Consider the following 20,980-nt stretch of genomic DNA (forward strand, 5'->3'; position numbering starts at 1 on the left):
GCGCAAACGCTACAAGCCCGGTAGGCAACCAACACTAAATCGACCTTCCCCAGGCGGAGGACGGCTAGAACTTCCGATTTGGATTTCGTAAGTATCTGAAAATTCGTACAGCCTCTAGTCCGAATTCAACGGCCAAGTGAAGCCTCTTCGTACTTCTTCAACGAGGTGTGTGTTTTAGAGTGGCCAACAGATTTCCCCGATGAACTTCTGCGAAAAAGGTAAGAACATGCAACGGAGTGCTACAACTCGTTATCCCATCCTGTTGGTACACGGCCTGTTTGGATTTGAGCGTATCGGCCATTTCGAGCTGTTTCATGACGTCAAGGACGCTTTGAAAACCGCTGACTGCCGAGTGTTCGTTCCACACCTCTCCGCCACCCACGACAATGAAGTCAGGGGTAAGCAACTGCTGACGCAGATTGACAGTGTCCTGCGGGGCACAGGTGCCAAAAAAGTCAATCTCATCGGGCACAGCCAGGGAGCTTTGGCAGCTCGATACGCCGCAGCGCTTGCCCCACACACCGTGGCCTCAGTGACTTCAGTCAGCGGCCCCAATCATGGCTCGGAATTGGCTGACTTTTTGCGCAAGGCGCTGGTTCCAGGTCGGCTGCCGGAAGTCGTCGCGCAGAACGTGGCGACGGTATTTGCCGATTTTCTTTCGTTGCTTAGCGGCAGTACCACGCTGCCGCAGAATGCATTGGCGGCGCTCAATGCACTGACGACCGAGGGAGTGGGTGACTTCAACGACAGGTTTCCACAGGGATTACCCGGCACTTGGGGCGGACACGGCCCCGAACAGGTCAATGGTGTACGGTATTACTCCTGGAGCGGCGTTCTTCCGGCCATTGGGCTAGCAACACTCGACCCGGTGCAGGGAGCCTGCCGGGCGCTGTCGCAGTATTTCATGACCGAGGGGGAGCAGAATGACGGCTTCGTCGGGCGTTTCAGCTCTCACTTGGGTCAAGTCATCCGTTCCGACTATCCGCTGGATCATCTGAGCAGCCTGCGCCATTGCGCCGGCAAGGTAACCGGTCAGTTCGACCCGATAGACCTTTACGTTGAGCATGCCGCGCGCCTGCAAGCAGCGAATCTCTGATCAGGCCATGACAACCGAACGGAACTTTGCCGAGAATTCGACCACTGAATCCGGTAGGCTCCGCACTTTATTGAAATAGATTGGAGAGTTTTCTCATGGCTAAAGCCACTGCCCGTCACATCCTGGTTTCCGATGAAGCCAAATGCAACGAACTCAAGGCCCAGATCGAAGGCGGCGCTGATTTCGCTGAAATCGCTAAGGCCAACTCCACTTGCCCATCCAGCCGTCAGGGTGGCGACTTGGGTTCGTTCGGTCCAGGCCAAATGGTCAAGGAATTTGACACCGTGGTATTCAGCGCGCCAATCAACGTCGTGCAAGGCCCGGTAAAAACCCAGTTCGGTTATCACCTGCTGGAAGTCACCAGCCGTCAGGACTGATCCGTCGCCTGAGCGCTGTCCAACGGCCCGCCTTCTGGTGGGCCGTTGTGTTTCAGTTACACATACGGCTGGCGACTGACGCGCCTCTCGCGTACAACTTGCGCTTATCGATTACCCGGTTCCAAGGCTGACAATGCGACTGGTTTTCCCCACATTGATGCTCACCGCCCTCGCCCTGCTGTCGGGCGCCGCCGGTGTGAACGCGGCACCGCAACATGCGTTGACCGTGTATGGCGAACCTGCCAAATACCCTGCCGATTTCAGTCACTTCGATTACACCAGCCTGCAGGCCCCCAAAGGGGGAACGATGCGCCGCTCGGCGATCGAAATCGGTCACTTCGACCATCTCCTTCCTTATATAGACAAAGGCATCGGCGTCACTCAGATCGATGGCCTGCTTTATTCGCCGCTGGCCCAGCGTTCGATGGATGAGCCCTACACCGTTTACGGCCTGGTCGCACAGAAGATGGAGCGCTCGGACGACGGCCTGTCGCTGCGTTTCTTCATCAATCCCAAAGCACGCTTCGCCGACGGCAAACCGATTACCGCCGAAGACGTGCGCTATACCTACGATTTGTTGATGACCCAGGGCAGCCTGCGCTACCGCACCCAATTCGCCGACGTCAAAGGCGTCGAAGTGGAAGCGCCGCTGACTGTGCGTTTCGACTTCAAAAGTAATGAAAACCGCACCCTCCCGCTGGATATCGCGACCCTGCCGGTGTTCCCCGAACATTGGTGGAAGAACCGCGATTTCGCCGGCGGTGGCGGATACGAGCCACCGCTGGGCAGCGGCCCGTATCGTGTCGGCAAAGTCGATTCGGGGCGCAGCATTACGTTTGAGCGTAATGCCGACTGGTGGGGCAAGGATTTGCCGGTCAGCCGCGGCCTGTACAACTTCGATCACTTCAGCATCGAGTATTTCGGCGACACCGACGTTGCACGTCAGGTGCTGCGCGGCGGCGCCTACGACTACAACCGAGAGTTCTCCGCCACCGGCTACTCGATCGGTTATGACAGCCCCGCCCTCAGCGACGGGCGCCTGCAAAAAGCCCACTTGGCCACCGAAGCGCCGCAATCGGCCCAGGGTTTTGTGTTCAACCTGCAAAAACCGATTTTCCAGGATCGGCGCGTGCGTCAGGCGTTGGCCATGCTCTGGGATTTCGAGTGGAGCAACCGGCAGATGATGCGCAACCTGTACATCCGCCAGCAAAGCTACTTTTCCAATACCGAACTCGCGGCTCGCGAACTGCCCGATGCGCAAGAGTTGAAAATCCTTGAGCCGCTGCGTGGGCAGGTTCCCGACGAAGTCTTCTCAAAAGTCTTCGAAGCGCCAAAAACCGATGGCAGCGGCCTGATCCGCGACAAGCAGTTGCAAGCCCTCGAGTTGCTGGAACAGGCCGGCTGGAAACCCGATGGCGATCAACTGGTCAACGCCGAAGGCGAGCCACTGAGTTTTACCTTCCTTGTCAGCCAGAACGGCATGGATCGTCTGTTGCTGCCGTACAAGCGCACGCTGAAACAGATCGGCATCGATCTCAATATCCGCCGTATCGACTCCTCGCAATACGTCAACCGCCTGATGAGCCGCGATTACGACATGATCGTCACCGGCTACCCCGTCACCACGTCTCCGGGTGGCGAGTTGCTCAACTACTTCGGCTCAGCGTCGGCCAACGATCCGGGCGCCAACAACTACATGGTGTTGAAAAACCCGGCGGTTGATACCTTGATCAACGGCCTGATGCGCGCCTCGACCCAATCCGACATGCTGCACTACGCCCACGCGCTGGACCGGGTGCTGCAATGGAATTACTACTGGATTCCCAACTACTATCCGCCGGGTACCTCGACTGTCTGGTGGAACCGTTTCGGCATGCCGTCGGTTCAGGCGAGCAATGACGAAGCCATCGAGAGCTGGTGGGAAATCAGCAGCACACCGCTGACCAATCAACAGATGACCGCTGAAAAAATCTCTCGCGGCAGACCCGGAGGACCGCACTGATGTGGGGTTACATACTGCGGCGCCTGCTGCTGATCATTCCGACACTGGTGATCATCCTGCTGGTGAATTTTGTGATCATTCAAGCCGCGCCGGGTGGCCCGGTCGAGCAGGCGATCGCGCACTTGCAAGGTATCGGCGGTGCCAGTGTCGGCGGCGGCGCGAGCGAAACCATGAGTGGCACATCCCGTGCCAGTCGTGGTCTCGACCCGCAGCTGATCAAAGACATCGAAAAACAGTACGGCTTCGACAAGCCCGCTCATGAACGTCTGTGGCTGATGCTCAAGAACTATGCGCAACTGGACTTCGGCAAAAGCTTCTTTCGCGGCGCGACGGTCACCGACCTGATCCTGGAAAAAATGCCGGTGACCATTTCCCTCGGTCTGTGGGCGACGCTGATTACCTATCTGGTGTCGATACCGCTGGGCATCCGCAAAGCCGTGCACCATGGCAGCCATTTCGATATCTGGAGCAGCACGGCGATCATCATCGGTTACGCAATGCCGGCGTTCCTGTTTGCGATGTTCCTGATCGTGCTGTTCGCCGGCGGCACCTCACTGAACTGGTTTCCAGTACGGGGGCTGGTGTCGGACAACTTCGAATCGCTGTCGACCCTGGGCAAGATCGCCGACTTCTTCTGGCACTTGGTGTTGCCGGTGACGGCACTGGTGATCGGCGGTTTCGCGACATTGACGATCCTGACCAAAAACTCGTTCCTCAATGAAATCACCCGCCAATACGTGGTTACCGCACGGGCCAAGGGTCTGAGTGAGCGTCGGGTGCTCTATGGCCATGTGTTTCGCAATGCAATGCTGTTGGTGGTGTCGGGCATTCCTCAAGCCTTCATCAGCGTGTTCTTCGCCGGCTCGCTGCTGATCGAAGTAATCTTCTCCCTCGACGGCCTCGGCCGCATGAGCTACGAAGCAGCGGTTTCCCGGGATTATCCGGTGGTATTCGGCTCGTTGTTCATCTTCACCCTCTTCGGCCTCCTGATAAAACTGATCGGCGACCTGTGCTACACCCTCGTTGATCCGCGCATCGACTTCGCCGCGAGGAACGCCTGATGTTCAAGCTCTCGCCTTTGGGCCGTCGTCGCTTCGAGCGATTCAAGAAGAACCGTCGTGGCTGGTGGTCGTTGTGGCTATTTATCGGGCTGTTTATTGTCACCTTGGGTGGCGAACTGATCGCCAACGACAAGCCGCTGGTGGTCAGCTATCAGGGCCAGTGGTACTTCCCGGTGTTCAAGCGCCACACCGAGCAGGAGTTCGGCGGACAACTGCCGTTCCAGGCCGATTACCGCAGCGATTATGTGCAGAACCTCATCCGCAAGGACGGTGGCTGGCTGCTGTTTCCGCCGATTCCCTTCAGCGACGACACACCGAACTACGACCTCACCAAACCGGCACCGAGCCCGCCCACGGCAGTCAACTGGCTGGGCACCGACGATCAGTCGCGGGATGTCTTGGCGCGGGTGATCTTCGGCGCGCGGGTATCGATTCTGTTTGCCCTGATGCTGACGTTTGTCAGTGCGCTGATCGGCATCGCTGCCGGCGCGTTGCAGGGCTACTACGGCGGCTGGGTCGACTTGATCGGGCAACGTCTGCTTGAGGTGTGGTCGGGACTGCCGGTGCTGTACCTGCTGATCATCCTTTCCGGTTTCGTCGAGCCGAATTTCTGGTGGCTGCTGGGAATCATGGCGCTGTTTTCCTGGCTGGCGCTGGTCGATGTGGTGCGGGCGGAGTTCTTGCGCGGGCGTAATCTGGAATACGTCAAAGCCGCGCGAGCCCTTGGTCTGACTGACCGCAAAGTGATTGTCCGGCACATCTTGCCCAACGCCATGAATGCGACATTGAGCTACTTGCCGTTCATTCTGACCGGGGCGATTTCCACCCTTACCGCGTTGGACTTCCTCGGTTTCGGCATGCCGGCCGGCAGCGCTTCGCTGGGCGAACTGATCGGTCAGGGCAAGCAGAATCTGCAGGCGCCTTGGCTGGGGCTGACGGCGTTTTTCACCCTGGCGCTGATCCTTTCTTTACTGGTGTTCATCGGCGAGGCGTTACGTGACGCCTTCGACCCTCGATCCTGAAGCGTGGCCATGACTGACAACCTGATTGAAATCCGTAACCTCAACGTTGCCTTCCATGGCCAGCCCGTGGTGCGCGACCTGTGCCTGGACATCCGCCCTGGCGAGTGCCTGGCGCTGGTCGGCGAGTCGGGCTCGGGTAAATCGGTGACTGCTCATTCAATCCTGCAATTACTGCCTGACAGTGAAGCGCAAACCATCGGCAGCATTCGCTATCGCGGGCAGGAACTGGTGGGGGCAGACCCCAAGGTCCTGCGCGAACTGCGTGGCAACCGTATCGCCATGATCTTTCAGGAGCCGATGACCTCGCTCAATCCGCTGCACACCATCGAAAAACAGATCGGCGAAACCCTGCTGCTGCATCGCGGCCTCGGAGGCAAAGCGGCGCAAGCACGCATTCTCGAACTGCTCGGACTAGTGGGCATCCAGAAACCCAAGGAGCGGCTAAAGGCTTACCCTCATCAACTGTCCGGCGGACAACGCCAGCGGGTAATGATCGCCATGGCTCTGGCCTGCGAGCCGGAATTGTTGATTGCCGACGAGCCAACTACAGCGCTCGACGTCACCGTGCAACGCAAGATCCTGTTGCTGCTCAAATCCCTGCAACAGCGTTTGGGCATGTCGCTACTGCTGATCAGCCACGACCTCAATCTGGTGCGTAGCATCGCTCAACGCGTGTGCGTGATGAAGGCCGGAGAAATCGTCGAACAGGCACCGTGCGAAACCCTGTTTACCGAGCCGAAACATCCTTACAGTTGCGTCCTGCTCAATGCCGAACCGGAAGGCGAAGCACTGCCGAGGGACGAGCGTGAGAACGTGCTGGAAGTCGATAACCTACGGGTCGAATTTGCCGTCGGTGGCGGCCTGTTTCAGCGCAAACAATACCTGCGCGCGGTCGACGGCATTAGCCTGAACATTCAGCGCGGCAAGACGTTGGGCATCGTCGGGGAGTCCGGTTCGGGCAAGTCGACACTCGGTCAGGCGATTCTTCGTTTGCTCGACTCCGAAGGCAGTATCCGCTTCCAGGGCGAAGCGCTCGACGGCCTCAATCAGAAGCAGTTGCGACCCTGGCGCCGGCAGATGCAAGTGGTGTTTCAGGATCCGTTCGGCAGCCTCAGCCCGCGTATGTCGGTAGCACAGATCATCAGCGAAGGCCTGGAAGTGCATTGCGAATCCACCGCTGGCGAATGCGACGAGCAAGTGATCCGTGTACTCAAGGAAGTCGGTCTCGATCCTGAAAGTCGTCATCGATACCCTCACGAGTTTTCCGGCGGTCAACGTCAGCGCATCGCCATCGCCCGGGCATTGGTACTGAAACCGGCGCTGATCCTGCTGGATGAACCGACGTCGGCACTGGATCGTACAGTGCAGAAACAAGTGGTCGCCCTGCTCCGTCAGCTTCAGGAGAAACACGGTCTGACCTATCTGTTTATCAGCCACGACCTGGCGGTGGTCCGCGCTTTGGCCCACGACATGATCGTGATCAAGGACGGTAAAGTGGTCGAGCGTGGCGCCAGTCACGAGGTGTTTGATTCGCCGCAGCATCCTTACACCAAAGAGCTGTTGGCGGCGGCGCATCCGGGGTAGGCATAATCGGCGCTCGATTTGAAACCCGGTCGTGGCCATCGCTGGCGAGCCCGCGATGGCGTCGGCACTGACAACACAAACCTCGGACCAGCCTTCATGAACACCACCGAAAGCCTCAAGGACTACCAAAGGGTTCGCACTCTGGCGATCCGTTCGCTGTTCGAGATCATCGAGCAGTCGAGCGAAGGCACGGTGATTGTCGATCGTGACGCCAACATCGTCTGGATGAATGAGCGTTACGCCCGGCGTTTCGGTCTGGAATCCGCCGCAGGCGCCATCGGCAAGCCCTGTGAAAGGGTGATCCCCGGAAGTCTCCTGCGTGAGGTGGTGCGCACCGGTCGCCCCATTCTGCTGGACATGCAGGACACCCCAAAAGAACCGCTGGTGGTGATGCGCCTGCCGATCCACGACGACGCGGGCACGGTCATTGGCGCCATCGGCTTCGCCCTGTTCGATGAGTTGCGTACCCTGTCGCCGATGCTCAAGCGTTACCTGAGCATGCAGGAAGAGCTGGCCTCGACCCGCTCCTTGCTGCGCGCGCGGCAGACCAAATACAACTTCGCCCATTTCATCGGCACCAGTGCCGCCAGCCTCGACGTCAAACGCCGTGCGCGGCGCAGTGCGAGTGCCGAGTCTCCTGTGTTGCTGCTGGGTGAAACCGGTACCGGCAAGGAATTGCTGGCACAGGCCATCCACAGTGCCTCGCCCCGAGCGCACAAAGCCTTCGTCAGCATCAACAGCGCGGCGATTCCCGAGGCGCTGCTGGAAGCGGAGTTTTTCGGCACCGCCCCAGGCGCGTTCACCGGAGCCGACCGCAAGGGCCGTACCGGCAAACTGCAAATCGCTCAGGGCGGCACGCTGTTCCTTGACGAAATCGGCGACATGCCGCTGCCGCTGCAAAGCAAATTGCTGCGCGTGCTGCAGGAGAAGGAGTTCGAGCCGGTAGGTTCGAACGACGTGATCCAAAGTGATGTGCGGGTGATCGCCGCCACGTCGACGGATCTGCAAGCGGCGATCAAACGCGGCGAATTCCGCGCGGACCTTTATTACCGGCTCAACGTGTTGCCGATCAATGTACCGCCGCTGCGTGAAAGGCTCGACGATCTGCCGGCACTCAGCGAAGCCATTCTGGAAGAGCTTCGCAGTCAACATGAGCTGAACCGTGAAGCGTTGACGTTGCTTGGGCAGCATGCCTGGCCGGGCAATATTCGAGAGCTGCGCAATGTGCTGGAACGAGCAGCGCTGCTGAGTGATGACCTGATGCTCACCGAGAACGACATTCGCGCGGCCATCGGTACGTTTACGCCGGTGGAGCGTGCTTCTGCACAGATGATTGAGTCGTTGGCCGAGGAGACATTCGCTGAGGCGCGGGAGCGGTTTGATCGGCAGTTGATTCAGTCTGCCCTTGCGCAATGCGGGGGTAAGGTGCCGGAGGCGGCGGCTAGATTGGGGCTTGGACGGTCGACGTTGTACAAGAAAATGGTGGCGCTGGGGATCGTCTAGTCTCAATAAAGAGATGCTTATCTCTATTTCTGGATAAGACCTTAAAGATCAAAAGATCGCAGCCTTCGGCAGCTTCTACAGGGTGGATAGGCTTCAAATTGTAGGAGCTGCCGAAGGCTGCGACCTTTTTTGGCCGACTAAATCTCCCGATTGAGACAAAACTCTATCCACATATTCAAAATAGAGAATAATTTCCTTAAATTTCAACATGTTAACAACTTGGCACACATCTCGCTTTGCCCCTTCCCACACCCGTTTCAACCACAAAAATAACAATTCTGGAGAGACACACCATGAGTGTGATCATTGCCTTGGCAGCCCTGGCGCTGTTGATGGTCGCTGCGTATCGTGGCTACAGCGTTATCCTCTTCGCACCCATCGCCGCGCTCGGCGCTGTCCTGCTGACTGACCCGTCCGCCGTTGCCCCAGCTTTCACAGGGGTGTTCATGGAGAAAATGGTCGGTTTCATCAAGCTGTATTTCCCCGTGTTCCTGCTCGGTGCCGTGTTCGGCAAGTTGATCGAACTGTCGGGTTTCTCGCGCTCGATCGTTGCGGCGGCCATCCGTCTATTAGGCACAAAGCAGGCCATGCTGGTGATCGTGTTGGTCTGCGCCCTCCTCACCTACGGTGGCGTTTCGCTGTTCGTGGTGGTGTTCGCGGTTTACCCGTTTGCAGCGGAGATGTTTCGCCAGAGCAACATCCCCAAACGTCTGATCCCGGCCACCATCGCCCTCGGCGCGTTTTCGTTCACCATGGACGCCCTGCCCGGGACGCCACAAATCCAGAACATCATTCCCAGCACGTTCTTCAACACCACCGCGTGGGCAGCGCCGTGGCTGGGTGTGATCGGCACGATTTTCGTGTTCTGCGCCGGCATGCTGTTTCTGCAACGTCAACGCAACAAGGCTCAACGCGCCGGTGAAGGCTATGGCACCGAACTGCGCAACGAGCCGGAAACCGCCGAAGACCTGACGCTGCCGAACCCTTGGCTTGCGCTGTCGCCGTTGTTGGCGGTGGGCATCATGAACCTGCTGTTCACCCACTGGATTCCGCAGTGGTACGGCAAGACCCACAGCTTGGCGCTGCCAGGCATGGCCACACCGGTGACCACTGAAATCGCCAAACTGACGGCGATCTGGGCCGTTCAAGCCGCATTGCTGGTCGGGATTCTGATGGTATTGGCGTTCGGCTTTCAGGCGATTCGCAGCAAACTGGCCGAGGGCAGCAAAAGTGCGGTCAGTGGCGCGTTACTCGCAGCGATGAACACCGCTTCCGAATATGGTTTCGGCGCAGTGATCGCCTCGCTGCCGGGCTTTCTGGTGCTGGCCGACTGGCTCAAGCAAATCCCCAATCCACTGGTCAACGAAGCGATCACCGTGACCTTGCTCGCGGGTATTACCGGCTCGGCCTCGGGCGGCATGAGCATTGCGCTGGCGGCAATGTCCGAGCAGTTCATCAGCGCCGCCAATGCGGCGAACATTCCGCTGGAGGTGTTGCACCGCGTGGCTGCGATGGCCAGCGGCGGCATGGACACCCTGCCGCACAACGGCGCGGTCATCACGCTGTTGGCGGTCACTGGCCTGACCCATCGTGAAGCCTATAAAGACATTTTCTGTATTACGCTGATCAAAACCCTGGCGGTTTTCGTGGTGATCGGCACTTTCTACGCCACTGGCATTGTGTGAGGCATTCATGACGACTCTTACTGGCAAGACCGCACTGGTTACCGGCTCCACCAGCGGCATTGGCCTGGGCATTGCGCTCGTGCTGGCCAAGGCTGGGGCCAATGTTGTTCTCAATGGCTTTGGCGATGCGTCCAAAGTGATTAGCGAGGTGGCGCTGTTCGGCGGCAAGGTCGGCCATCATCCGGCGGACGTCAGCGACCCGGCGCAGATTGCCGAGATGATCGCCTACGCCGAACGCGAGTTCGGTGGCGTGGACATTCTTATCAACAACGCTGGCATCCAGCATGTCGCCGCCGTGGAAGAGTTTCCGATTGAACGCTGGGACTCGATCATCGCCATCAACCTCTCTTCGGTGTTTCACAGCACCCGCCTGAGTCTGCCGGGCATGCGCTCCAAAGGCTGGGGGCGGATCATCAATATCGCCTCTGTACACGGCCAGGTCGGTTCCACAGGCAAAGCGGCTTACGTTGCTGCCAAACACGGGGTGATCGGCCTGACCAAAGTGGTCGGTCTGGAAACCGCGACCAGCAACGTCACCTGCAATGCGATTTGCCCGGGCTGGGTACTGACGCCGCTGGTGCAGAAGCAGATCGATGACCGCGCCGCCAAGGGCGTCGATCCGCAGCAGGCGCAACATGATTTGCTGGCCGAGAAACAGCCATCGCTGGAGTTCGTTACGCCGCAGCATCTGGGGGAACTGGTGTTGTTTCTGTGCAGCGAAGCAGGCAGCCAGGTGCGTGGTGCGGCGTGGAATATTGACGGTGGGTGGTTGGCGCAATAAGCCGCGACACCTTCAGGAAAACAAGAGGCAAACAAATGTCCGACATCCTCTGGCAGCCCGACGCCAACCGCATCGCCAAGTCGCGCATGGATACCTTCCGACGCTTCGTCAATCAGCGCCATTCGCTCAATCTGGAAGGCTACCCTGCCCTGCACCAATGGAGCATCGAAGAGCGTGAAGCGTTCTGGCAAGCCATCGTCGACTTCTTCGACATTCGCTTCCATACCCAGCCAGACGCCGTGTTACGCGAAGGTGAATACATGCCCAGCGCCGAATGGTTTCCCGGCGCCTCCCTGAACTTTGCCGAACATTTATTGCGGCGCCGTGATGACGCCGTGGCGGTGGTAAGCCTGGCCGAGAACGGTCAGCGCGAGCAATTGAGCTGGGCCGAACTGGCTCGCCAGGTCGCCGGTTTCCAGGCAAGTCTGCAAGCCGTGGGCGTGGGTCTCGGCGACCGGGTGGCGGCGTGTATGCCCAACACCTGGCAGGCGCTGGTGGCGATGCTCGCAACCACCAGCCTTGGGGCAATCTGGTCGTGCTCTTCGCCGGATTTCGGCACCCACGGCGTGATTGATCGTTTTGGCCAGATCGAACCGAAAGTCCTGATCACCTGCGCCGGTTACCGCTATGCCGGCAAAGAGATAGACCAGACGACGAAGCTCAATGAAATCCTTGCGCAACTGCCATCGCTGCAACAGTTGATCATCGTTCCCTATGCACGTGCGCAAGCGCGCATCGAAGACTATCGCACGCAAGCCAATGTCACCCTGTGGGACGACTTTTATCAGCCCGGCGATGAGCCGCGCTTCGTCCCGGTGCCTTTCGCTCATCCGCTGTACGTGCTGTATTCCAGTGGCACCACGGGCGTGCCGAAATGCATCGTGCACAGCACCGGCGGCGTACTGCTGCAACACGTCAAGGAACATGGCCTGCACGTCGACCTCGGCCCAGGCGATCGCTTGTTTTACTACACCACCTGCGGCTGGATGATGTGGAACTGGCTGGTGTCGGCACTCGCGGTCGGCAGCGCCGTGGTGCTGTACGACGGTTCGCCGTTTCACCCGGGCCCGGAGCGTTTGCTGGATCTGCTCGAAGACGAACGTGTCAGCGTCTTCGGCACCAGCCCCAAATACCTCGCGACGCTGGAAAGCAACGGGCTCAGACCGCGCGAGAGCCATGACCTCAGCAGCCTGAGAACCCTGCTTTGCACCGGTTCAGCGTTGTCGCCGCAGAGTTATGACTTTGTTTACCGCGACTTCAAACCTGACGTGTGCCTGGCTTCAATGTCCGGCGGTACCGACATCGTTTCCTGCTTCGTCAATGGCAACCCGATGTCGCCAGTGCGTCGCGGTGAAATCATGGGCAAGAGCCTGGGCATGGCGGTTGAAGTGTGGAATGACGACGGGCAGCCCGTGATCGACGAAAAGGGTGAACTGGTCTGCACGCGGCATTTTCCGGCGATGCCAATCGGGTTGTGGAACGATGCCGATGGGGAAAAGTTGCGCAAATCCTATTTCAGCCTGTTCCCCGGTGTCTGGGCGCAGGGCGATTACGCCGAACAGTTGCCCCATGGCGCGATGATGATCCACGGTCGCTCCGACGCCGTGCTCAATCCCGGCGGCGTGCGCATCGGTACGGCGGAGATCTATCGCCAGGTCGAGAAAATCCCGGAAGTACTCGACAGCGTGGCCATCGGGCAACAGTGGCAAGACGATGTGCGGGTCGTGTTGTTCGTGCGGCTCAAGGACAGCGTGACACTTGATGAAACGCTGCAACAGCAGATTCGTCAGGTCATCCGCGCCAACACCACGCCCAGGCATGTGCCGGCAAAGATCGTCGAGGTCACCGACATTCCACGCACCATCAGCGGCAAGGTCGTGGAGCTGGCGGTGCGCAACGTGGTGCACGGAGAGCCGGTGAGAAACACCGATGCGCTGGCCAACCCGGAGGCACTGGAGCAATTTCGCAATAGAAACGAGTTGCGCAGTTGATCGTAAAGATCACAGCCTGCGGCCGGGGAGACTCGCCCGGCGCAGGCTGTGATCTTTTGATGCTGTCTAATCCACCAACCCCCACTCCCCCGAAGCGGCTGGCGGCAGCCCGGGCACCCTATCATCATGCAGTTTCAGGCGCAGACGCAGGTTGTTCACTGAGTCCGCATGGTTGAGCGCCTCCTCCTCGCTGATGACACCTTCCACGACCAACGCAAACAGCGCCGCATCAAAGGTCTGCATCCCAAGCTCGGCAGACTTTTCCATGATCGCCTTCAGTTCCCCCAACTCGTTACGGCGAATCAGATCCGCGACCGTCGGCGTACCCAGCATCACCTCGACCGCCGCTCTGCGCTGCCCGTCCAGGGTGCGTACCAGTCGTTGCGATACAAACGCTTTAAGGTGGTTACCCAACGCATGCAACAGCTGCGGGCGTCGCTCTTCGGCAAACATGTTGATAATCCGATCCAGCGCCTGATTGGCGTTGTTGGCGTGCAACGTGGAAAGCACCAGATGCCCGGTTTCGGCAAATGCCAAGGCGTGTTCCATGGTTTCGCGGTCACGGATTTCTCCGATCAGCACGACGTCCGGCGCCTGGCGCAGGGTGTTTTTCAGCGCTGCATGAAAGCTGCGGGTGTCGACGCCGACTTCACGCTGATTGATGATCGACAGCCTGTGCCGATGGATGTACTCGATCGGGTCTTCGATGGTGATGATGTGCCCGGTGCTGTGGCGGTTGCGGTGATCAATCAAGGCTGCCAGCGAGGTCGACTTGCCCGAGTCGGTGGCGCCGACAAACAGGATCAAGCCTTGTTTGAGCATCACCGTTTCGAGGAGTACCGGCGGCAGTTTCAAGTCTTCGAAACGCGGAATGTCGAGTTTTACATTGCGAATGACGATCGACACATCGTTGCGTTGCTTGAAGATATTGACCCGAAAGCGGCCAATCCCGGCTCGGGAGATCGCCAGATTCATTTCCAGATCCCGGTCGAACTCTCGGCGCTGCTCGGCGTCCATCAGTGAGGTCGCCATGGCGGCAATTTCACCGGATTTGAAGGGTTCGTCGCTTAATGCCGTCAGTACACCGTCTACTCTTACACTGGGCGGCGCGGCGGTAGACAGGAACAGGTCAGAACCCTGTAAGTTGGACAAACGAGATAACAGTGCATCGATTTCCATGGCAAAAAGCACCCGCGAAGCATTCAATGAGCAGAATTGGCCGCCGTCGTGACGCGACGAGCCATACAGCGTCTATAGCCTGCAACAATGATAGACGCCGTCTCACCGACCGACGCTCAGGATTGATGTGATGAACGCTGCACCGACCAACGACGACGCGCAGGCACTGATCGCCCGCACCGACTGGAGCCGCAGTCCACTGGGCGCGGCAGGAACCTGGCCGCAGAGCCTGCGTACCGCGGTGGATATCGTGATTCACTCGCCGATGCCGATGCTGTTGTTGTGGGGGCCGCAACTCACGCAAATTTATAACAACGGCTTCGCCCTGCTCGCCGGCAACAAACATCCCCACGCTTTCGGACAGCCTGCGCACCTTATATGGCCGGAACTTCGAGACTTCACTGACCCGATTTACAGCGCCGTCCTGCAAGGCCAGGTACGCACCTACAGTGAACGACGCTTCACCCTGCAGCGCGACGGTAAAGATACCGACTTCTGGCTGGATCTGACCTACAGCCCGATCCGCGATGAAAACGCGCAGGTCGCCGGTATTCTGGTTACGGCGATCGAAACCAATGAGCGCCGACGTATCGCCCTGGAGTTGCAGCAGCGCTCCGACGACAGCCTCAAGGCTCAGCGCGAAACAGAAGAGCGCTTGCAACTGGCCCTCGCCGCGACAGATGCGGTCGGTACCTGGGACTGGGATATCGGCGAAGACCGCTTCATTGCCGACGCCCACTTCGCCCAATTGCACGGCATTGATCCGTCTCGCGCCGCGCAATTGCCCATCAGTGATTACCTGCACGGTGTCCATCCTGAAGACCGTGCGCTGGTGGCTCGCAGCATCAAACATTGCATCACCCACGGCACCGAATATGCCGAGGAATACCGCTTGTTGCTGCCCGACGGTGAGCAGCGCTGGGTGTTTGCCCGCGGCCGCTGCTACAAGGATCACCATGGCCGGCCGGTGCGTTTTCTCGGTGCGGCGCTGGACTTGACCGAGCGCAAACACACCGAACAAGCGTTGCGCCAGAGTCAGACAGAACTGCAGCTGATCATCAACGCCATGCCGATCCTGATCAGTTATGTCGACCACGAAGAACGCTTTCGCCTCAATAATGCGGCTTATCTGGACTGGTACGGCCTCACACCCCAAGAGCTGTGCGGCCGAACCATTCGAGAAGTGATCGGAGAGGAAGCGTATTTCCTGCGCGCGCCGTATATCGCCGAAGCACTCGCCGGTCGATCCTGTTCGTTCAGCCTGTACACGCCCCACCGCGACGGCAGCAGCCGCCATGCCCTGATGAATTACCTGCCGCGCCACGGTGCGGACGGTTCGGTCAACGGTTTCTACATCTTTGTGATCGACGAATCCGAGCGCAAGAAAACCGAAGAAGCCCTGCGTAACCTCAATGAAACCCTTGAAGAGCGTGTCAGCGCCCGCACCGAGCAATTGGCCCAGGCCAATCAGCGTTTGCAGAACGAGATGTTCGAACGCGAGCGCGCTGAAGATGCGTTGCGCCATGCGCAGAAGATGGAGGCGGTCGGACAGCTTACCGGCGGCATTGCCCACGACTTCAACAACATGCTCACCGGGATCATCGGCAGCCTCGACCTGATGCAGCGCTACATCGCCAACGGTCGCGCCAGCGAGATCGGCCGCTTTACCGAAGCCGCCGTCGCCTCGGCGAACCGTGCGGCCGCCTTGACTCACCGGTTGCTGGCGTTCTCGCGGCGGCAATCGCTGGATCGCAAGCAACTGAACGTCAACGAACTCATTCACTCGCTGGAAGACCTGATCCGCCGCACCAAGGGCGATCCAATCGAACTCAAGTTAAAGTTGGCCGACGACTTGTGGCCGGTCAGCACTGACATCAGTCAATTGGAAAACGCCCTGTTGAATCTGGTGATCAACGCCCGCGATGCCATGCCTGAGGGCGGTGACTTGCTGATCGAAACGGCAAACGTCTTCCTCGACGGCAGCGACATCACCACCCTCGAACCGGTCAAGGCCGGCGATTACCTGATGCTGGCGGTCAGCGATAACGGCACGGGAATGACGCCATCGGTGAGGGCCAAGGCGTTCGATCCCTTCTTCACCACCAAACCGATCGGCCAGGGCACCGGGCTCGGCCTGTCGATGATTTACGGTTTTGCCCAGCAATCGGGTGGGCATGTCAGCCTCGACAGCTTGCCCGGCCAAGGCACCTGCGTGCGTCTGTACTTGCCGCGAATGGTTGGCCTGGAAGCGGAACGTCTGCCAGTCGAGCCCACCGAGCCGCAACCGGCCACGGCCACCGGTGAATCCGTGGTGGTGGTCGAAGACGACCCGGCGGTGCGCATGCTGGTGCTCGATCTGCTCAAGGAGTTGGGCTATCAGGCGCACGAAGCCGAGGACGCCCGGGTGGCCCTGCCGTTGCTCGAATCCGATCTACGGGTGGACCTGCTGGTTACCGACGTCGGCCTGCCGGGCATGAATGGTCGCCAACTCGCGGAAATCGCTCGTCAGCATCGCCCGGGCCTCAAAGTATTGTTCATGACCGGTTATGCGCAGAAAGCCGCCGAACGCCAGGGCTTTCTCGAGGACGGCATGGACATGGTGGCGAAACCGTTTTCCATCGAGCTATTGGCCAGCAAGATCCGCGCGATGATCAGCCAAACCTCTTGAGTTGAGGCATAATCCGCGCCCCGCCTTCACCCCGTTATCAGGTATCGCAAGATGAAAGCCCAAGCCCGCCACATTCTGGTGAAAACCGCCGAAGAGGCCGAACAGCTTAAACAACGTATCGCCAAGGGCGAAGCGTTTGATGTGTTGGCCAAGAAATTTTCCACCTGCCCGTCCGGCAAACGCGGCGGTGATCTGGGTGAAGTGCGACCGGGGCAGATGGTGGGGGCGATTGATGCGGTGATTTTCAAGAAGCCGCTGCGTACGGTGCATGGACCGATCAAGAGCAAGTTTGGTTATCACCTGGTGCAAGTGTTTTACCGCGATTAACACGTGCTCGACGTAAAATCGGGGCGACACTTGTGTTGCTGTTACGAGCGCTACCGGCCCCTGCACCTCGCCCCGCCACCAAGGGACGCGTCATTACCCTTACTTGACCTCAGTCAAACGGCGCTGGCGCCTATACCTTAAAAAGCAATGACCCGAAAATCGCCCAGTGATAGCATGCAGCCACTACATCAAGGAGTTTTGGTATGCAATGGACGATCACCCTGCCTAAGCACTTATCAAATTTTAGAAAGACTTTAATAATCACGGTACGCAACCCTACCTGGAATGATTTTTGGTTTAATTATCACGCCGTAGCGAACATTCAGTACAAATCTGAGTCAATCGATTTTGATCTGTATCTGCTTCCGAGCGACGAGCAAAGAAATATTTTTAATGAACTATCACAAGTCCCGCAAGGAGAAATCACTAATTACTTAAGTCTGCTCCGCAAGCCTGCTACGTATAAAGAACTAGCTTCACGCCTTGATGAATCTGACTACATCGAACTTTTGAAAGCATTGAATGAGCTTTCAGCCGCAAAACACCTAAAACTGATTACCCAGACACAACTACATTATATTGCTGCCCTTGAACCATTTCGCCAAGGCATCCTTAGAGCCACAAGCGCCTATCTATCTCTCACCCGCGGGTATGAAAACTCTTATATTGCAGAAACTTGCGGAGATGCCCGTATCGACTTCTCCTTTTCCATGCTCTTACCCGGAACAAATGAGTTTCTGCGATTAACTTTCGAATATAAAAATCACATCTTCTTTCAAGATAGGATCCACTGCCTGATTGGCGTTAACGGCGTCGGAAAAACCCAAGTACTCTCTGGAATGATCGGATCGATTGCACAACGCTGCGGCGAGATGAACAAAAACTTGCCAAAACCTCGAATACTTTACCCATCAAAAAGCCCGATAGAGCGCGCAGACCGGCGCATTGATCTTCCCGAAGGTTTTTATTTCAATCGGGTCATCGCTTATTGTTCGGACATGTCGACGACATTGCCGTTACCTGGCGAGCCTTCTTCTTTCGAATACCATATTTTCAACTCGGCAGATCAAAACTCGTCGAGTGCTTACGGTGAAAGCCTGTCACATTTGCTATTGAATATTTTGAGGGACGCGAGCACCGAATTTTCTCAGCGTGCGTGGGAGATTCTCAGCACTAGCCTGGAAAATCTGATTCCAATGGACTGTCTAGCTATTCCAGTTACAAGAGAATGCCCCCAAGAACATTATTTTGTCGATGAACTCGGGGACCGGTGGTGCTATATCAGCACGATCAGCGGAGAGCAAAACAGTCTGGACATCTACGGCACCGTAGATTCAAACCGGCCACCTGCAATTTTTTCATCAGCGCGCACTCTTCCCATAGCCCTCAGTAGTGGCCAGAGAGCAATGTTTCGATTCGCTCTGCACTTTTTGACTCATGCCGGCTATGGCTCCTTATTAATCATAGATGAGCCTGAAACCTATCTGCATCCCAATCTTGTCAGCGACTATATGATGCTGCTGTACAACATACTCACTGCCACAGGCTCAGTAGCAGTAATAGCAACCCACTCCGCCTACGTAGTGAGAGAGCTTCCCAAACATTGCGTTCATGTACTCCAGCGAGAAAATGACGTTGTTGTAAGCAGATCACCGTACCTGAATACCCTAGGTGCCAGCATTTCCGAAATATCCACAACCGTGTTCGGTGACAGCACAGCCAACGCCTACCACAGAAAAATAACTCAGCAACTGGCAAATTCGGATCTAACGTTCGAACAAATTATCGAAAGCTATAGCGACATTTTCAACTTAAATATGCTGATTGAGATAAATGATCGTATGGAGAACGCCGGCAGGCACGATTAGACATGAACAGCTATAAACAATATACAGCCAAGGATGACTGGAGCCTGTCTCAGGTAAGTGAAAGCTATGGGGCCTTGACGAGTGCCTACCATAAAATATCCAGCGCCTACGGCGAGTACAAACGCACTAGAGGTAGCCCGTACATGAGCCCGTTGGGTTTGAGCAAGAGTGAGACTTCCTGTCTACACTCGGTGTACGAGAACGCGGCGAAAATGTATGGATTGCACTGGATAGACAAAATAAAGGCCCACGTTGCCAGTTCATGTCCGATGTGTGGTAATACCGCACTGGGAACGGTAGAGCACTATTTGCCAAAGACACCGTTCCCTGAGTTTTCGATCTTCAGCCTGAACCTTGTACCCTCCTGCGTTGACTGTAATAGCAAGCGAGGAAATCGTCACATTTACACTGTTGCCGAGAAATTTATTCACCCCATTTTTGATGAATCTATTCTCTGTCGCCTTGAGCTTGTTACGCGATTCCAAATAGTAGGCCGATCCATAAAATTTCACTTGGGCTATAATGAAATCGTATTTTCGGCAGCAGAAAACAACAGAATCAAACTTCATATAAAAATGAATGTTCTGGATAAAGCGTATCGGTTTGTCACTCTAAACTATCGAAGTGAATTAGCGATCAGAGCCGAGGAAAAAAGCACCGACGTGGCCCTTGAAAAACTGATCAGCACAGAGTTGCGAGTCTTGATAAAGTCTGGTGGAGCGCGTTGCTGGCGAGGTGCGTTTCTTAGAGGCTTGTTGGAAATCAACCATTCTGAAAGGCTGGCCGTGCTCACAAGTCCCAAGATCTCTGTGTTAAAGACAAGATAAACAACACACCCTCAGCAGTGTTTAATGCGCTGTGCATTCGCGGAATGGAATGCACAGCAAGCGGCCATTCACCGTTTACTTCGGAATCAACGCACCCGGCACTTGAATCACCCGGCTTGCCAACCTATGCCCCGCGTCGGCCGCCTCAGCCGGGCTGCCGCCAGTCAGACGACTGGCCAGATACGCCGCACTGAAAGAATCCCCCGCCGCCGTGGTGTCCACGACCTTCTCGACCTTCTGCGCCGGCACTTCAAACGCTTCACCGTCACAGCGAATCAGGCATGCCTCGGCGCCGCGCTTGAGCACCACTTCCGGCGTGCCGATCTGCGCGTAAGCGTCAAACACCGCATCGCAATCGGCAAAACCAAACAGCGCCTGCTCGTCATCCACCGTCAGCAACGCCAGATCGATGTGCGGCAACACGCTGCGATAGGCCGCCCGCGCGTCTGCCAGTGACGCCCACAAACGTGGTCGGTAGTTATTGTCGAAGACAATCCGTGCATCCCGCTGACGCGCTTCGATCAACACCTGAATCAATCTTTCGCGGCCCTGCGCACCGAGCACGGCCAGGGTGATGCCGCTGAAGTACAGCACGTCGTAATCCGGCAACGCGGCCAGAATCGGCTCGGCGGCCGGGGTGGTGAAGCAATCGCGCACAGCCGCTTCGTTGCGCCAGTAGAGAAAGCGCCGTTCGCCGTTGGCGTCAGTCTGGATGCAATACAAGCCCGGCAAGCGACCGGGCAGGCGCTGCACCAGGTCAAGGCCAATACCTTCGCTGGTCCAGATCTGGCACATGGCGTCGCTGAAACTGTCATCGCCCAGCGCCGTGACGTAATCGACCTGAGCCTTGTCGCCCAAGGCGCGAGACAGGTAAACGGCAGTGTTGAGCGTGTCGCCGCCAAAGCTCTGCTGCAGGCTGCCATCGGCGCGTTGCTGGAGTTCGATCATGCATTCGCCTATCAGGGCGATGCGCGGGGCGTTGGGGCCCAAGGGGCTGAGGGTGGTCATT

General features: G+C 57.6%; 16 protein-coding genes. 14 read left to right on the forward strand and 2 right to left on the reverse strand.

Going from position 1 to position 20,980, the window contains the following annotated elements:
- Window positions 1-226 precede the first annotated feature (226 nt).
- The 10 genes from ACA043_RS16210 (at window position 227) to ACA043_RS16255 (ending at window position 13,102) form a co-directional block, all read left to right on the forward strand.
- Window positions 227-1,096 carry an esterase/lipase family protein gene (locus tag ACA043_RS16210; RefSeq protein WP_497659658.1) on the forward strand — a complete coding sequence of 290 codons (870 nt, stop codon included), beginning with the start codon at window positions 227-229 and terminating at the stop codon, window positions 1,094-1,096.
- A 95-nt stretch (window positions 1,097-1,191) separates the two neighbouring features.
- A complete protein-coding gene (locus ACA043_RS16215) occupies window positions 1,192-1,473 on the forward strand; it encodes a peptidylprolyl isomerase (protein WP_401263861.1) in 282 nt (93 codons plus the stop codon).
- Between the two features lie 133 nt (window positions 1,474-1,606).
- Window positions 1,607-3,475 carry an extracellular solute-binding protein gene (locus ACA043_RS16220; protein WP_497657402.1) on the forward strand — a complete coding sequence of 623 codons (1,869 nt, stop codon included), beginning with the start codon at window positions 1,607-1,609 and terminating at the stop codon, window positions 3,473-3,475.
- Window positions 3,475-4,536, forward strand: coding sequence for a microcin C ABC transporter permease YejB (locus tag ACA043_RS16225; protein ID WP_497657403.1), 1,062 nt, complete (start codon window positions 3,475-3,477; stop codon window positions 4,534-4,536). Before ACA043_RS16220 ends, ACA043_RS16225 begins: the two co-directional genes overlap by 1 nt.
- Window positions 4,536-5,558: an ABC transporter permease gene (locus ACA043_RS16230; RefSeq protein WP_305438116.1), complete on the forward strand. Its 1,023-nt coding sequence runs from the start codon at window positions 4,536-4,538 to the stop codon at window positions 5,556-5,558. Before ACA043_RS16225 ends, ACA043_RS16230 begins: the two co-directional genes overlap by 1 nt.
- 9 nt (window positions 5,559-5,567) lie before the next feature.
- Entirely contained in the window at window positions 5,568-7,142 is a 1,575-nt protein-coding gene (locus ACA043_RS16235; protein ID WP_497614187.1) for an ABC transporter ATP-binding protein, read from the forward strand.
- A gap of 96 nt (window positions 7,143-7,238) precedes the next feature.
- Entirely contained in the window at window positions 7,239-8,645 is a 1,407-nt protein-coding gene (locus ACA043_RS16240) for a sigma-54 interaction domain-containing protein (RefSeq protein ID WP_497657404.1), read from the forward strand.
- Window positions 8,646-8,938: 293 nt separating this feature from the next.
- Entirely contained in the window at window positions 8,939-10,330 is a 1,392-nt protein-coding gene (locus tag ACA043_RS16245) for a GntP family permease (RefSeq protein WP_187679939.1), read from the forward strand.
- A gap of 7 nt (window positions 10,331-10,337) precedes the next feature.
- Window positions 10,338-11,111 (forward strand): 3-hydroxybutyrate dehydrogenase, encoded by a 774-nt coding sequence (gene hbdH / locus ACA043_RS16250; protein WP_497657405.1) that lies wholly within the window; start codon window positions 10,338-10,340, stop codon window positions 11,109-11,111.
- 35 nt (window positions 11,112-11,146) lie between these two features.
- The gene (locus ACA043_RS16255) at window positions 11,147-13,102 is read left to right on the forward strand and encodes an acetoacetate--CoA ligase (RefSeq protein WP_497657406.1); all 1,956 of its coding nucleotides are present in this window, start codon (window positions 11,147-11,149) and stop codon (window positions 13,100-13,102) included.
- A gap of 66 nt (window positions 13,103-13,168) precedes the next feature.
- Here ACA043_RS16255 and ACA043_RS16260 read toward each other — a convergent pair whose 3' ends face one another.
- Window positions 13,169-14,281 carry a PilT/PilU family type 4a pilus ATPase gene (locus ACA043_RS16260; protein WP_489879495.1) on the reverse strand — a complete coding sequence of 371 codons (1,113 nt, stop codon included), beginning with the start codon at window positions 14,279-14,281 and terminating at the stop codon, window positions 13,169-13,171.
- Window positions 14,282-14,411: 130 nt separating this feature from the next.
- On the opposite strand from ACA043_RS16260, the gene ACA043_RS16265 reads away from it, so the two are divergent.
- The 4 genes from ACA043_RS16265 (at window position 14,412) to ACA043_RS16280 (ending at window position 19,971) form a co-directional block, all read left to right on the forward strand.
- Complete coding sequence (locus ACA043_RS16265; protein WP_497657407.1) at window positions 14,412-16,949, forward strand: hybrid sensor histidine kinase/response regulator; 2,538 nt, start codon at window positions 14,412-14,414, stop codon at window positions 16,947-16,949.
- Window positions 16,950-17,000: 51 nt separating this feature from the next.
- Complete coding sequence (locus ACA043_RS16270) at window positions 17,001-17,276, forward strand: peptidylprolyl isomerase (RefSeq protein ID WP_007912322.1); 276 nt, start codon at window positions 17,001-17,003, stop codon at window positions 17,274-17,276.
- A gap of 203 nt (window positions 17,277-17,479) precedes the next feature.
- Window positions 17,480-19,144 (forward strand): AAA family ATPase, encoded by a 1,665-nt coding sequence (locus ACA043_RS16275; protein WP_497657408.1) that lies wholly within the window; start codon window positions 17,480-17,482, stop codon window positions 19,142-19,144.
- 2 nt (window positions 19,145-19,146) lie between these two features.
- Entirely contained in the window at window positions 19,147-19,971 is an 825-nt protein-coding gene (locus ACA043_RS16280) for a hypothetical protein (RefSeq protein WP_497657409.1), read from the forward strand.
- 75 nt (window positions 19,972-20,046) lie between these two features.
- On the opposite strand, the gene ACA043_RS16285 is transcribed toward ACA043_RS16280, so the two are convergent.
- Entirely contained in the window at window positions 20,047-20,979 is a 933-nt protein-coding gene (locus ACA043_RS16285; protein ID WP_497657410.1) for a sugar kinase, read from the reverse strand.
- Window position 20,980: the final 1 nt, after the last annotated feature.

It is taken from the genome of Pseudomonas sp. LBUM1648, assembly GCF_059716145.1.

Bases quoted from the DNA above. Each gene is read 5' to 3' on its own strand.
- ACA043_RS16265 (WP_497657407.1), top strand. From the start codon at position 14,412: ATGAACGCTGCACCGACCAACGACGACGCGCAGGCACTGATCGCCCGC.
- ACA043_RS16240 (WP_497657404.1), top strand. From the start codon at position 7,239: ATGAACACCACCGAAAGCCTCAAGGACTACCAAAGGGTTCGCACTCTG.
- ACA043_RS16230 (WP_305438116.1), top strand. From the start codon at position 4,536: ATGTTCAAGCTCTCGCCTTTGGGCCGTCGTCGCTTCGAGCGATTCAAG.
- ACA043_RS16260 (WP_489879495.1), bottom strand. From the start codon at position 14,281: ATGGAAATCGATGCACTGTTATCTCGTTTGTCCAACTTACAGGGTTCT.
- ACA043_RS16215 (WP_401263861.1), top strand. From the start codon at position 1,192: ATGGCTAAAGCCACTGCCCGTCACATCCTGGTTTCCGATGAAGCCAAA.
- ACA043_RS16210 (WP_497659658.1), top strand. From the start codon at position 227: ATGCAACGGAGTGCTACAACTCGTTATCCCATCCTGTTGGTACACGGC.
- ACA043_RS16225 (WP_497657403.1), top strand. From the start codon at position 3,475: ATGTGGGGTTACATACTGCGGCGCCTGCTGCTGATCATTCCGACACTG.
- ACA043_RS16245 (WP_187679939.1), top strand. From the start codon at position 8,939: ATGAGTGTGATCATTGCCTTGGCAGCCCTGGCGCTGTTGATGGTCGCT.
- ACA043_RS16275 (WP_497657408.1), top strand. From the start codon at position 17,480: ATGCAATGGACGATCACCCTGCCTAAGCACTTATCAAATTTTAGAAAG.
- ACA043_RS16285 (WP_497657410.1), bottom strand. From the start codon at position 20,979: ATGACCACCCTCAGCCCCTTGGGCCCCAACGCCCCGCGCATCGCCCTG.
- ACA043_RS16255 (WP_497657406.1), top strand. From the start codon at position 11,147: ATGTCCGACATCCTCTGGCAGCCCGACGCCAACCGCATCGCCAAGTCG.
- ACA043_RS16280 (WP_497657409.1), top strand. From the start codon at position 19,147: ATGAACAGCTATAAACAATATACAGCCAAGGATGACTGGAGCCTGTCT.
- ACA043_RS16220 (WP_497657402.1), top strand. From the start codon at position 1,607: ATGCGACTGGTTTTCCCCACATTGATGCTCACCGCCCTCGCCCTGCTG.
- hbdH (WP_497657405.1), top strand. From the start codon at position 10,338: ATGACGACTCTTACTGGCAAGACCGCACTGGTTACCGGCTCCACCAGC.
- ACA043_RS16270 (WP_007912322.1), top strand. From the start codon at position 17,001: ATGAAAGCCCAAGCCCGCCACATTCTGGTGAAAACCGCCGAAGAGGCC.
- ACA043_RS16235 (WP_497614187.1), top strand. From the start codon at position 5,568: ATGACTGACAACCTGATTGAAATCCGTAACCTCAACGTTGCCTTCCAT.